11 protein-coding genes are annotated in these 13720 nt (G+C 70.6%); all 11 read left to right on the top strand.

All coding sequences use genetic code 11. The annotated features are described in order from the left end of the window. Positions 1–33: 33 nt before the first annotated feature. The 11 genes from QE359_RS14415 to infB all read left to right on the top strand — a co-directional run bounded on the left by QE359_RS14415 (position 34) and on the right by infB (position 13633). A complete protein-coding gene (locus tag QE359_RS14415) occupies positions 34–510 on the top strand; it encodes an OsmC family protein (protein ID WP_309779692.1) in 477 nt (158 codons plus the stop codon). 6 nt (positions 511–516) lie between these two features. Continuing rightward, positions 517–1488 (top strand): FKBP-type peptidyl-prolyl cis-trans isomerase, encoded by a 972-nt coding sequence (locus QE359_RS14410; RefSeq protein ID WP_309779691.1) that lies wholly within the window; start codon positions 517–519, stop codon positions 1486–1488. A 2-nt stretch (positions 1489–1490) separates the two neighbouring features. Then, the gene (gene dxr / locus QE359_RS14405) at positions 1491–2576 is read left to right on the top strand and encodes a 1-deoxy-D-xylulose-5-phosphate reductoisomerase (protein WP_309779690.1); all 1086 of its coding nucleotides are present in this window, start codon (positions 1491–1493) and stop codon (positions 2574–2576) included. A 127-nt stretch (positions 2577–2703) separates the two neighbouring features. Further along, a complete protein-coding gene (locus tag QE359_RS14400; RefSeq protein WP_309779689.1) occupies positions 2704–4038 on the top strand; it encodes a site-2 protease family protein in 1335 nt (444 codons plus the stop codon). 35 nt (positions 4039–4073) lie between these two features. Next, positions 4074–5519, top strand: a complete 1446-nt coding sequence (locus tag QE359_RS14395) for a cytosine permease (protein WP_309779688.1) — start codon at positions 4074–4076, stop codon at positions 5517–5519. Next, positions 5516–6076 (top strand): cysteine hydrolase, encoded by a 561-nt coding sequence (locus tag QE359_RS14390; protein ID WP_309779687.1) that lies wholly within the window; start codon positions 5516–5518, stop codon positions 6074–6076. Before QE359_RS14395 ends, QE359_RS14390 begins: the two co-directional genes overlap by 4 nt. 74 nt (positions 6077–6150) lie before the next feature. Beyond that, complete coding sequence (gene ispG / locus QE359_RS14385) at positions 6151–7281, top strand: flavodoxin-dependent (E)-4-hydroxy-3-methylbut-2-enyl-diphosphate synthase (protein ID WP_070419067.1); 1131 nt, start codon at positions 6151–6153, stop codon at positions 7279–7281. Between the two features lie 59 nt (positions 7282–7340). Continuing rightward, a complete protein-coding gene (locus tag QE359_RS14380) occupies positions 7341–9092 on the top strand; it encodes a proline--tRNA ligase (RefSeq protein ID WP_309779686.1) in 1752 nt (583 codons plus the stop codon). Positions 9093–9325: 233 nt separating this feature from the next. Continuing rightward, a complete protein-coding gene (gene nusA, locus QE359_RS14375) occupies positions 9326–10321 on the top strand; it encodes a transcription termination factor NusA (RefSeq protein ID WP_070416270.1) in 996 nt (331 codons plus the stop codon). 66 nt (positions 10322–10387) lie between these two features. Beyond that, positions 10388–10705: a YlxR family protein gene (locus QE359_RS14370; RefSeq protein ID WP_083294949.1), complete on the top strand. Its 318-nt coding sequence runs from the start codon at positions 10388–10390 to the stop codon at positions 10703–10705. Positions 10706–10780: 75 nt separating this feature from the next. Continuing rightward, the gene (infB, locus tag QE359_RS14365; RefSeq protein ID WP_309779685.1) at positions 10781–13633 is read left to right on the top strand and encodes a translation initiation factor IF-2; all 2853 of its coding nucleotides are present in this window, start codon (positions 10781–10783) and stop codon (positions 13631–13633) included. The last annotated feature ends 87 nt before the right edge of the window (positions 13634–13720 follow it).

The raw sequence follows: 13720 nt of genomic DNA, 5'->3' as shown, positions 1-13720 counted from the left end.
GCCGCAATCGTACTGATCTTCGAGGAGCCCACCGTGTCCGACCACTCCTACGAGGTCTCCGTCCACTGGACCGGCGACCGCGGCACCGGAACGAGCGGCTACCGCGACTACGGGCGCGACCACGACGTCCGCGCCGCGGGCAAGCACGGCATCGAGGGCTCCGCCGACCCGACGTTCCGCGGCGACCGCGACCGCTGGAACCCCGAGGAGCTCGTCGTCGCGTCCCTCGCCCAGTGCCACATGCTGAGCTACCTCCACGTCGCCGTGACCGAGGGCTTCACCGTCGTCGACTACGAGGACCGCGCCACGGCCAGCCTCAACCTCAACCGCGACGGCTCCGGGGAGCTGACCGAGGCGACGCTGCACCCGGTGGTCACCATCCTCGAGGCGGACCGCGTCGCCGACGCCGAGGCCGCGCACGCCACCGCGAACAGCCTCTGCTTCATCGCACGCTCGGTGGCCTTTCCTGTGCACCACGTCCCGCGCACCAAGGTCCGTGCGGCAGACTAGGGCCTCGTGAAGCGTCTGCGTCTCCTCCCGATCGCCCTCGTCCCCGCCGTCGTGCTGGGACTCGCCGCGTGCTCCGGATCCGGGTCGAGCGACTCGACCGCCACCCCGAGTGCGTCGTCGAGCGCGACCGCCGCAGCCATCACGTCCTGCCCCGACCCGGGTTCGGCGTCGAAGGCGATCAAGGTGTCCGGTGCGTTCGGCGGCAGCACGGCACCGACGGTGAAGTTCACGGGCGGCCTCACCGCGAGCAAGCCCCAGGCGAGCACGGTCGTGCGCGGCAAGGGTGCGTCGCTGGACGAGGGCGACTACGCGCAGGTCTCGTACAGCGTGTACCAGGCGTCGGACGCGAAGAAGCTCGGCACGGTCGGCTTCGACCAGGGCAACCCGCAGGTCCTCTCGGTCGGCGGGTCCGGCTTCGGCGCCCTCCTGGCGTGCGCGAAGGTCGGTGACCGTGTCGCGGCGGTCGGTCAGTCGTCGGCGCTCGGCTTCAACACCGGCGGTGAGATCGTCGTCGTCGCCGACGTCGTGGCGCAGACCCCGACGAAGGCCACCGGCAAGGCCCAGCAGCAGGACCCGAAGCTCCCGACCGTGCAGGACAAGGCCGACGGTGAGCCGGAGATCACGGTCCCGAAGGGCGTCGAGGCACCGTCGAAGACCACGGTCGAGGTGCTCAAGCAGGGCACCGGCGACACCATCGCCGACGGCGACACCGCGCTCGTGCAGTACAAGGGCGTCGTCTACGACACCGGCAAGGAGTTCGACTCCTCCTGGTCGAAGGGCGTCCCGACGACCTTCACCATCTCCGAGGGCTCGCTCATCAAGGGCTTCGTGACCGGGCTCGTCGGCCAGAAGGTCGGCTCGCAGGTCCTCATCGTCGTCACGCCGGAGGACGGCTACGGCGCGAACCCGCAGGAGGGCTCGGGCATCCCGAAGAACGCCACGCTCGTCTTCGTCGTCGACGTCCTCGCCAAGGGCTGACCGTGCGCCAGAAGCGGCGCATCGCGATCCTCGGCAGCACCGGCTCGATCGGCACCCAGGCACTCGACGTCGTCGCCCGCAACCCCGATCGCTTCGAGGTCGTCGGCCTCACCGCCGGCAGCAACCGCACCGTGGTCGCCGAGCAGGCCGAACGCTTCGGCGTCCGTGACACCGCCTTCGGCGCCGCGGACACCGAACGCCTGGTCCGCAGCGTCGAGGCCGACGTCGTCCTCAACGGCATCACCGGGTCGGTCGGCCTCGGCCCCACCCTGGCCGCGCTCGAGTCCGGCGCCACGCTGGCGTTGGCGAACAAGGAGAGCCTCATCGTGGGCGGCCCGCTCGTGCAGGCCGCCGCGGCACCCGGCCAGATCGTCCCGGTCGACAGCGAGCACTCCGCCATCGCCCAGGCGCTCCGCTCCGGCACGACGGACGAGGTCCGCCGGCTCGTGCTCACAGCGAGCGGCGGCCCGTTCCGCGGGCGCTCGCGCGCGGACCTCACGGACGTCACCCCGGCCGAGGCGCTCGCCCACCCGACGTGGGACATGGGCCTCGTGGTCACGACGAACTCCGCGACGCTCGTCAACAAGGGCCTCGAGGTCATCGAGGCCCACCTGCTCTTCGGCGTCCCGTACGACCGCATCGACGTGACGGTGCACGCGCAGTCGATCGTGCACTCGATGGTCGAGTTCGTCGACGGCTCGACGATCGCACAGGCGTCGCCACCGGACATGCGGCTGCCCATCGCCCTCGGTCTCGCGTGGCCCGACCGGGTCCCGGGCGTCGGGGTGCCGCTCGACTGGACGACGGCGAGCACCTGGACGTTCGAGCCCCTCGACGCCGAGGCCTTCGGTGCGGTCGCCCTCGCGAAGCGCGTCGGGCAGCTCGGGGGCACGTTCCCGGCCGTGTTCAACGCGGCGAACGAGCAGGCCGTGGCCGCGTTCCACGCGGGTGCGATCGGTTTCCTCGACATCGTCGACACGGTCGAGCGCGTGGTCGACGAGCACACGGCGGGGGAGCCCTCCCTCGAGGGCGTGCTGGCAGCGGAGCGCTGGGCGCGCACCGCGGCCGACCGCATGCTGTCCCGCTGAGGCGAGTCGCGCCTCCCGTCCGTCAGCACGGCTGCGGGAGCAGACGGGCCGGGCGGTCCAGGAGGCGCGGCGCACCTCCCAGGGTGCGCTCGGCTCGGTCATGGGAACCGTCCCGTACCCTTTCCCGGTGACCGTCGAAACCGTCCTGCTCTTCGTCCTCGGCGTGGTCGTCTTCATCATCGGCCTGCTGGTCTCGATCGGACTCCACGAGCTGGGGCACCTGTCCTTCGCGAAGCTGTTCAACGTCAAGGTGACCCAGTACTCGCTGGGCTTCGGCAAGGCGATCTGGTCGTTCAAGCGGGGCGAGACCGAGTACGGCATCCGCCCGATCCTGCTCGGCGGCTACATCTCGATGGTCGGCATGCTCAAGCCGCGGGCGTCCGGGCGACCGAGTGCGATCACGAACACGGGCATGTACGGCGCCTTCGTGCAGGACGCCCGGCAGGCGAGCGCCGAGCAGATCGCGGACTCCGGCGGCGACGACTCACGTGCGTTCTACCGGTTGACCCCGTGGAAACGGATCATCGTGATGGTCGCTGGTCCGGCCATGAACCTCGTGATCGGCATCGTGCTGTTCGGCGTGCTGCTCGTCGGGTTCGGTGCGCCGACGACCACGTTCACGTCGAGCGTCGACTGCGTGCTGCCGACGAGCCAGGCGACGACGTGCACCTCCGGGGACGCCGTCTCGCCGGCGAAGCAGGCCGGCATCCGGTCGGGCGACGTCGTGCTCTCGGTCGACGGGAAGCAGGACCCGACGATCGCCCAGGTCTCCGAGGTCTTCCAGCGGTCCGCCGGCGAGGACGTCACCGTCGTGGTGTCCCGCGACGGCGCCGAGAAGACGCTGCACATCACGCCGACGAAGGCCACGCGGGACGTCTACACCGCCGACGGCACGGTCGCGAAGAACGACGACGGCAGCACGAAGACGCAGCAGGTCGGCGTCGTCGGCGTGAGCATCGGCCAGTCGCTCGTGCGGCAGTCGCCGGCCGCGGTGCTGCCGGCCACCGGGGCGCAGATCTCGGCGTCGGCGCACCTCATCATCGACCTGCCGCAGCGGCTGGTCGCGGTGTGGAACGCGGCGTTCGGCTCGCAGGCGCGGTCCCAGGACAGCCCGGTGTCGGTCGTCGGCGTCGGCCGCGCGATCGGCGAGGTCTCGTCGATGAGCGGCGTGCCGGTGATCGACAAGGCGTACACGATCCTCGGACTGCTCGCCTCGCTGAACATCGGCCTGTTCGTCCTGAACATGGTGCCGCTCCTGCCGCTGGACGGCGGTCACATCGCCGGCGCCCTGTGGGAGGCCGTGAAGCGCCGCTCCTTCACGCTGGTCGGCAAGGCGGACCCCGGGCCGATCGACCTCGCGAAGACGATGCCGCTGACGATGGTCGTCGTGGTCCTGCTCGCGGGCATGAGCGCACTGCTCATCTACGCCGACATCGTGCGCCCCGTGAACCTGTTCGGGTAGCGACGAGGTCTCGGCCGCGCACTACGCTTTCGCACATGAGCACAGCTCCGGAAGTCCGCACGGTCGAGCGGCAGGGCACCGACGTCATCGCCGAGTCCGACCGGAAGGGACGTCCGAGGGACCTCTTCTGGCCGTGGTTCGCCGCGAACATCTCGGTGCTCGGCCTGTCGTACGGCTCGTTCGTCCTCGGGTTCGGCATCTCCTTCTGGCAGGCCACGATCGTCTCCGTCATCGGGGTCGCGTTCTCGTTCCTGCTGTGCGGGATCGTCGCCATCGCCGGCAAACGGGGCTCGGCACCGACGATGGTGCTCGGCCGCGCGGCGTTCGGCGTCCGGGGGAACCGGCTGCCGGCGTTCCTCAGCTGGATCCTCACCGTCGGGTGGGAGACCGCGCTCGCGTCGGCGGCGGTCCTGGCCACCTCGACGGTGTTCCGGGAGCTCGGGTGGGACGGCGGTGTCCTGACGAAGCTCGTCGCACTCGTGGTCGTCGCCGCACTCGTGGTCGGTGCGGGCATCGCCGGGTTCGACGTGATCATGCGACTGCAGACGTGGATCACGGTCATCACCGCGGTGCTGACGATCGTCTACGTGGTGCTCGCGCTGCCCTCGATCGACCTCGGTGCGATCGCCGCGCTGCCGGCCGGGAGCGCCCAGAACGTCGTCGGCGCCCTCGTGCTCGTGATGACCGGGTTCGGCCTCGGCTGGGTGAACGCCGCCGCGGACTACTCGCGGTACCTGCCACGGTCGGCCTCGACCCGCGGGGTCGTCTGGTGGACCACGTTCGGCGGGGCGCTCGCGCCGATCGTGCTCGTCGTGCTCGGCGTCCTGCTCGCCGGCTCGTCGAAGGACCTCAACACGGCGATCGCCGCCGACCCGATCGGTGCGCTGACGACCGTGCTGCCGGTGTGGTTCCTCATCCCGTTCGCCCTCGTCGCGGTGCTCGGGCTCGTCGGCGGTGCGGTGCTCGACATCTACAGCTCCGGACTGGCCCTGCTCAGCGCCGGCATCCGCATCCCGAGGCCCGTCGCGGCCGGGGTCGACGGCGTGTTCATGGTGGCGGGCGCCGTGTACGTGGTGTTCTTCGCCGACTCGTTCATCCAGCCGTTCCAGGCGTTCCTCGTGACGCTCGGCGTGCCGATCGCCGCGTGGTGCGGGGTCTTCGTCGCCGACGTCGTGATCCGCCGGGCTCCGTACGCCGAGCGGGAGCTCGAGGACCGCCGTGGCCGGTACGGCGACGTGCGCTGGCTCGCCGTCGGCCTCGTCGTCGTGGGGACCGCGCTCGGCTGGGGGCTCGTGACGAACACGTACGGCGTGCCGTCCTGGCTCAACTGGCAGGGGTACCTGCTCGAGCCGTTCGGCCTCGGCGGGCGCACCGGCGCCTGGGCGTACGCGAACCTCGGGGTGCTCGTGGCGCTCGTCGTCGGGTTCCTCGGCACACTGCTGTTCGCCCGCGGCTCGGTCCGCCGGCAGGAGCAGGCATGAGCGCGGTCGAGGCGGCCGTCGCCGGGGTACCGGACGACGCGTGGCTCGTCGTCGTCGACATGCAGGAGGTCTTCACCGGCGAGAGCCCCTGGGCCACCGGGTGCTTCGACCACGCCGCCGCCGGGATCGAGCGGCTGCTCCCGCGCTTCACCGGGCGCACGGTCTTCACCCGCTTCGTCGCCCCGGAGCACCCGCGGGGCGCCTGGGTGCCCTACTACCGCGACTGGCCGTTCGCGCTCGTGCCGGACACCGACCCGCTCTGGGACCTGACCGAACCGTTCGCGACCGCCGCCGCGGACCGACGCGACCCCGTCGTCACCGAGACGAGCTTCGGCAAGTGGGGAACGCGCCTCCAGGCCGTCACCGGTGAGCACCCGCACCTCGTCCTGGTCGGGGTGTCCACCGACTGCTGCGTCCTGTCGACCGCGCTGGCGGCCGCGGACGCCGGTGCGACGGTGACCGTCGTGGCGGACGCGTGCGCCGGGGCGAGCGACGAGGACCACGAGCGCGCCCTCGCGGCGATGCGGCTCTACGCGCCGCTGATCACCGTCGTCTGAGCATCACGCGTGCGCGGGGCTGGGCGTCACCGGGAGCGCGTAGAGTGCACCTCGTGCCTGCAGTGAACCTCGGTCTGCCGAAAGTCCCCGAAACCCTGAGCCCGCGCCGCAAGTCCCGGCAGATCCGGGTCGGCAAGGTGCTCGTGGGCGGCGATGCGCCGGTGTCCGTCCAGTCGATGACCACGACGCCGACGACGAACATCAACGCGACGCTCCAGCAGATCGCCGAGCTCACGGCGTCCGGCTGCGACATCGTCCGCGTGGCGGTGCCGAGCCAGGACGACGCCGACGCGCTGCCGATCATCGCGAAGAAGTCGCAGATCCCGGTCATCGCCGACATCCACTTCCAGCCGAAGTACGTCTTCCAGGCCATCGACGCCGGGTGCGCCGCGGTCCGCGTGAACCCGGGCAACATCCGGAAGTTCGACGACCAGGTCGGCGCCATCGCCAAGGCCGCGAAGGACGCCGGCGTCTCGCTCCGCATCGGCGTCAACGCCGGTTCCCTCGAACCGAGCCTGCTGCAGAAGTACGGCAAGGCCACGCCCGAGGCGCTCGTCGAGTCCGCCGTGTGGGAAGCCTCCCTGTTCGAGGAGCACGACTTCCACGACTTCAAGATCTCGGTCAAGCACAACGACCCGATCGTCATGGTGAAGGCCTACCGGCAGCTCGCCGCGGCGGGGGACTGGCCGCTGCACCTCGGCGTGACCGAGGCCGGCCCGGAGTTCCAGGGCACCATCAAGAGCGCCACGGCGTTCGGCATCCTGCTGGCCGAGGGCATCGGCGACACCATCCGCGTGTCCCTCTCCGCCCCGCCCGCGCAGGAGGTCAAGGTCGGCCTGCAGATCCTGCAGTCGCTCAACCTCCGCGAGCGCAAGCTCGAGATCGTCTCGTGCCCCAGCTGCGGCCGGGCCCAGGTCGACGTCTACCAGCTGGCGAACGACGTGACGAAGGGGCTCGAGGGCATGACCGTGCCGCTCCGCGTCGCCGTCATGGGCTGTGTCGTGAACGGCCCGGGCGAAGCGCGTGAGGCCGACCTCGGCGTCGCGTCCGGCAACGGCAAGGGGCAGATCTTCGTCAAGGGCGAGGTCATCAAGACGGTTCCCGAGGCCGAGATCGTCGAGACCCTCATCACCGAGGCGAACCGTCTCGCCGACGAGATGGGGCCGGCGGCCGGCACCGGCAAGCCGCTCGTCGTCACGTCGTAGAGCTGGTGCGGGGCCCTGGCGGCGGCGCACCCACTCCCACGCGCCGCTAGGCTTGCCCCGTGGTCACACGGCTTTCGCATCTGTTCCTCCGTACGCTCCGCGACGACCCCTCCGACGCCGAGGTGACGAGCGCGAAGCTGCTCGTCCGCGCCGGGTACGTCCGTCGCCAGGCCCCGGGCATCTTCGCGTGGCTGCCGCTCGGCCTGAAGGTCCGTGCGCGCATCGAGGCGATCATCCGCGACGAGATGGTCGCCGCCGGCGCGCAGGAGGTCCTCCTCCCGGCGCTCCTGCCGCGCGAGCCGTACGAGGCGACGGACCGCTGGACCGAGTACGGCGACGGCATGTTCCGCCTGCAGGACCGCAAGGGCGCCGACTACCTGCTCGCGCCCACGCACGAGGAGATGTTCGCGCTCCTGGTGAAGGACCTGTACGGCTCGTACAAGGACCTCCCCGTCACGCTGTTCCAGATCCAGGACAAGTACCGCGACGAGGCACGCCCCCGCGCCGGACTCCTGCGCGGCCGCGAGTTCACCATGAAGGACGCGTACTCGTTCGACCTCACCGACGAGGGCCTCGAGCGCAGCTACCAGGTCATGCGCGACGCCTACGAGAAGATCTTCGCCCGACTCGGCCTCGAGTACGTCATCGTCGAGGCGGACGCCGGCGCGATGGGCGGCTCGAAGTCCGAGGAGTTCCTGCACCCGATCAGCGTCGGCGAGGACACCTTCGTCCGCAGTGCCGGTGGCTACGCGGCCAACGTCGAGGCCTACGTCACCCCGGTGCCGGACGCCCTGCCGATCGAAGGACAGCCCGAACCCGTGCTCCTGCCCGCGTCGGACACCCCGACGATCGAGACGCTCGTGGCGCACGCGAACGAGATCGCACCGCGCGACGGCGCCCCCTGGACGGCCGCCGACACGCTGAAGAACGTCGTGCTCGCCCTGACGCACCTCGACGGCACGCGCGAGATCGTCGTCGTCGGGCTCCCCGGTGACCGCGACGTCGACCTGAAGCGCGCCGAAGTGGCCTTCGCCCCGGCCGAGGTCGAGCCCGCCGGTGACGACGACTTCCGCAAGCACACGGGCCTGGTCAAGGGCTACATCGGCCCGCAGGTCCTCGGTGCCGAGAGCACGACGGGCATCCGCTACTTCGTCGACCCCCGCGTGGTCGACGGCACCGCGTGGATCACGGGCGCGAACGAGCGCGGCGTGCACGTCTCCGGCCTCGTCGCCGGTCGTGACTTCGTGGCCGACGGCGTCGCCGAGGTGTCCGACGTCCGCGCCGGCGACCCGGCCCCCGACGGCTCCGGCCCGCTCGAGACCGCGCGCGGCATGGAGATCGGCCACGTCTTCCAGCTCGGCCGCAAGTACGCCGAGGCGCTCGGCCTCAAGGTGCAGGACGAGAACGGCAAGCTCGCCACGGTCACGATGGGCTCGTACGGCATCGGCGTGACGCGCATCCTCGCGATCCTCGCCGAGGCGCACAACGACGAGAAGGGCCTCGCCTGGCCGAAGAACGTCGCACCGTTCGACGTGCACGTCGTCGCGACCGGCAAGGACGAGGTCGCCTACGACCTGGCCACGTCGATCGTCGCCGAGCTCGAGGGCGAGCGGTTCGAGGTCCTCTACGACGACCGTCCGAAGGTTTCGCCCGGCGTGAAGCTGCGCGACGCCGAGCTCCTCGGCATGCCGATCGTCGTCGTCGCCGGCCGCGGCGCCGCCGACGGCGTCGTCGAGCTGTGGAACCGGGCGAGCGGCGAACGCCGCGACGTGCCGGTCGCCGAGCTGCTCGAGGCGGTCCGCGCGATCTAGCGGGTCACGTCCCCGACGTGACGACACGACGGACGGGAGGCGCGGTGCCAGCTGGCACCGTCCCTCCCGTCTCGGCCGTCACCCCGCTGGCGCGGTGCGCCGGTACCGGCGGGTGGGGCCCACCTCCCGTCCGTCGTCCGGCCGGGTCCGTGACCCGCAGTGCGGTAGTCTGGTCGCCGACTTCCGCGCGGTTCCATCCGCGGAAGCGACTCATCTGAATACGGAGGCCCTCGGTGAAGATCGATCTCGCAGTCCTGCGACTCATGGAGCGTGAGCGGGAGATCCCGTTCGACGAACTCGTCCAGATCATCGAACAGGCCATCCTGACGGCGTACCAGAAGCACCGCACCGAGAACGAGGAGCCCGTCGACGCGGACGTCCGCGTCGAGCTCGACCGCAAGTCGGGCGAGGTCTCGGTCTACGTGCCCGAGCGCGACGACGAGGGCACCGTGATCGGCGAGGCCGTCGACCAGCCCAGCGACTTCGGTCGCATCGCCGCGTTCGCCGCCAAGCAGGTCATCAACCAGCGCCTGCGCGACATCGGCGACGACAAGATCCTCGGTGAGTTCCGCGGCAAGGAAGGCGACATCGTCGCGGGCATCGTCCAGCAGGGCCCGAACCCGAAGATGGTGCACGTCGACCTCGGCACGGTCGAGGCGATCCTGCCGCCGGAGGAGCAGGTGCCCGGCGAGGACTACAAGCACGGTGCACGGCTGCGCGTCTACGTGACGAGCGTCGGCCGCGGCATGAAGGGTCCGCAGATCACGGTCTCGCGCACCCACCCCGGCCTGGTCCGCAAGCTGTTCGCCCTCGAGGTCCCGGAGATCGCGTCCGGCGTCGTGGAGATCACCTCCCTCGCGCGCGAGGCCGGCCACCGCACGAAGATCGCGGTCAAGGCGAACGAGCCCGGTGTGAACGCGAAGGGTGCGTGCATCGGCGAGCTCGGTGCCCGCGTCCGAGCCGTGACGACGGAGCTCGGCGCCGAGAAGATCGACATCGTCGACTACTCGTCCGACCTGGCCTCGTTCGTCGCCAGCGCCCTGTCGCCGGCCAAGGTGACGAGCGCCTTCGTGCTCGACGCCTCGACGAAGGCCGTCCGCGCCCTCGTGCCGGACTACCAGCTGTCGCTCGCGATCGGCAAGGAAGGGCAGAACGCCCGCCTCGCCGCGAAGCTCACGGGCGCCCGGATCGACATCCAGCCGGACTCGATCCTGGACGGCGAGGACTGACGGTTTCGCTCGTGGCACGTCCGGTCCGGGCGTGCCGGATCGCGGTCGTCGAGAGGGAGGAGTAAGGTGGTTCCCGTCAGAACATGCATCGGCAGTCGCCGTCGTGCTCCCCGGTCCTCCCTCCTCCGTGTCGTCGCCCTGAGCGACGGTCGTGTCGTGGCGGACCCGAAGGCAGTCATGCCGGGGCGGGGAGCGTGGCTCACCCCGACCGTCGAAGCACATGATCAGGCCGTCAAGCGCAAGGCGTACCGCCGGGCGCTCCGGCTCGATCATGAACCGGACACGTCCGCGGTGCGTGACTACCTCGAAGCGCTCCGGCGCCCCGAACCACAGGCACGCGACCAGGACATGACAGAACAGGCTGAACGGCTTATGGACAACTGATGAGCGGCTCGAAATGAGACCCGTCATCCATTGAGTCCTGCCCCTTGCACGGGGTGGGACCCGTGAAGGAGAACAGTGGCAAAACCACGCGTACACGAGATCGCATCCGAACTCGGTGTCGACAGCAAGACCGCAATGGAGAAGCTCAAGGAACTCGGCGAGTTCGTCAAGGGCCCGAGCTCCAGTGTCGAACCCCCCGTCGCGCGCAAGCTCCGTGCTGCGCTGCAGGCTGATGGCGCCTCTGCGTCGAAGCCCGCTGCGGCACAGACCCCGAGCGCGCCGGCCAAGACCGCGGCGCCGAAGTCGGGCGCACCGAAGCCCGGCGGCCCCCGCCCGGGTCCGGCCCGTCCGGCACCCACCCCCGAGCCCGAGCCCGAGGTGCAGGCGCCCGCCGCCGACGTGCCGACGCCGGCTGCCCCGAAGTCCGTCGCACAGCGACAGGCCGAGGCCGAGGCCGCTCGCAAGGTCGCCGCTGCCGAGAAGGCCGCTGCCGAGAAGTCCGGCGACGCCGGTCCCGACGCAGCAGCCGAGCCGAAGGGCGACGCCGTCAAGCCCGGCGGCGCTCCGAAGCCCGGTGCCGCAGCCGGCCCCAAGCCGGGTGGCCCGAAGCCGGGCGCACGCCCCGGCAACAACCCCTACGCGTCGAGCCAGGGCATGGGCTCGCGCCCGCCGCGTCCGGGCAACAACCCGTACTCCTCCAACCAGGGCATGGGCCAGCGCCCCGCCGCCGGCGCCGGTGGCGGCAACGGCATCCCGCGTCCGGCCCCGCCGCGTCCGGGTGCTCCCCGTCCGGGCGCTCCGCGTCCCGGTGGTCCCGGCCAGGCAGGCCGTCCGAACGGCTTCGGGCAGCGCCCGGGCCAGGGTGGCGGCGGTCGTGGCGGCCCCGGTGGTCGTCCGGGCGGTGCCGGTGGTGCCGGTGGCGGCTTCCCGCGTCCGGCTTTCAGCGGCCCGCGTCCCGCCGGTGGCGGTGGCCGCGGTCGTGGCCCCGGCGGCGGTACCGCTGGTGCGTTCGGTCGTGGTGGCGGCAAGAGCCGTGCCCGCAAGTCGAAGCGGACGAAGCGCGCCGAGTACGAGATGCGGCAGGCGCCGTCGCTCGGCGGTGTGCAGGTCCCTCGTGGCGACGGCAACACGGTCGTCCGTCTGCGTCGCGGTGCGAGCATCTCGGACTTCGCGGACAAGATCGACGCGAGCCCCGGCAACCTGGTGACGGTGCTGTTCCACCTCGGTGAGATGGCGACCGCGACCGAGTCGCTGGACGAGGCCACGTTCGAGGTCCTCGGCGAGGAACTGGGCTACAAGATCCAGATCGTCTCGCCGGAAGACGAGGACAAGGAGCTCCTCGAGGGCTTCGACATCGACCTCGAAGCCGAGCTGGACGACGAGGACGACTCGGTGCTGCAGCAGCGGCCCCCGGTGGTCACCGTCATGGGTCACGTCGACCACGGCAAGACCCGCCTGCTCGACGCGATCCGCAACTCGAAGGTCGTCGAGGGCGAAGCCGGTGGCATCACCCAGCACATCGGTGCGTACCAGATCGTCACCGAGCACGAGGGCATCGAGCGCCCGATCACCTTCATCGACACCCCGGGTCACGAGGCCTTCACGGCCATGCGTGCCCGTGGTGCCCAGGTGACGGACATCGCGATCCTCGTGGTCGCGGCGGACGACGGCATCATGCCCCAGACGATCGAGGCACTGAACCACGCGCAGTCGGCCGGTGTGCCGATCGTGGTCGCGGTGAACAAGATCGACAAGGAAGGCGCGAACCCGGCCAAGGTCCGCCAGCAGCTCACCGAGTACAACCTGGTGGCTGAGGAGTACGGCGGCGACGTCATGTTCGTCGACGTGTCGGCTCGTCAGAACATCGGCATCCAGGACCTCCTGGACGCCGTGCTGCTCACGGCCGACGCCGGTCTCGACCTGCGTGCGAACCCCGACAAGGACGCCCGCGGTGTGGCGATCGAAGCACGCCTCGACAAGGGCCGTGGTTCGGTTGCGACCGTGCTCATCCAGTCCGGGACGCTGCACGTCGGCGACGCCATCGTGGCGGGGACGGCCTACGGCCGCGTCCGTGCGATGACGGACGAGAACGGCGTGGCGGTCAAGGCCGCGACGCCGAGCCGTCCGGTCCAGGTGCAGGGTCTGTCCTCGGTGCCCCGCGCCGGTGACACGTTCCTCGTGACCGAAGAGGACCGCACGGCACGTCAGATCGCCGAGAAGCGTGAAGCCGCCGAGCGCAACGCCCAGCTGGCCAAGGCCCGCAAGCGCATCTCGCTCGAGGACTTCACCCGTGCACTCGAAGAGGGCAAGGTCGACTCGCTCAACCTCATCATCAAGGGTGACGTCTCCGGTGCCGTCGAGGCACTCGAGCAGTCGCTCCTGGACATCGAGGTCGACGACAGCGTCCAGCTCCGGATCCTGCACCGCGGCGTCGGTGCGATCACGGAGTCGGACATCGACCTGGCCACGATCGACAACGCGATCGTCGTCGGCTTCAACGTCCGCCCGGACGTCAAGGCCCGCGAGCGTGCAGCGCGCGAAGGCATCGACGTGCGCTTCTACTCGGTCATCTACAACGCACTCGAGGACATCGAGCAGTCCCTCAAGGGCATGCTCAAGCCCGAGTACGAAGAGGTCCAGTCGGGTGTCGCCGAGATCCGCGAGGTGTTCCGTTCCTCGAAGTTCGGCAACATCGCGGGTGTCATCGTCCGCTCCGGCACGATCACGCGCAACGCCAAGGCGCGCGTCATCCGCGAAGGCGTGGTGCTCGCCGATGGTCTGGCCATCGAGTCGCTGCGTCGCTTCAAGGACGACGTGACCGAGGTCCGCACGGACTTCGAAGCCGGTATCGGTCTGGGCAAGTTCAACGACATCCAGATCGGCGACGAGATCGAGACCACCGAGCTCGTCGAGAAGCCGCGCGACTGATCGCGTGACTACCCTGGGCCCCGGCTTCCTTCACGGGAGGTCGGGGCCCAGCCCCGTTCCAGAGCAAGACATCTCCACAGGAGGCAC

The organism is Curtobacterium sp. SORGH_AS_0776 (assembly GCF_031453355.1).
Taxonomy (GTDB): Bacteria; Actinomycetota; Actinomycetes; order Actinomycetales; family Microbacteriaceae; genus Curtobacterium.
Note: the sequence above shows the minus strand (reverse complement) of the source record. Positions and strands in the feature narration are given on the sequence as shown.

What these genes read in the sequence shown, in the direction of transcription:
- QE359_RS14395 (WP_309779688.1), top strand. Translation starts at nt 4,074, where the DNA reads ATGAGCACAGCTCCGGAAGTCCGCACGGTCGAGCGGCAGGGCACCGAC.
- QE359_RS14390 (WP_309779687.1), top strand. Translation starts at nt 5,516, where the DNA reads ATGAGCGCGGTCGAGGCGGCCGTCGCCGGGGTACCGGACGACGCGTGG.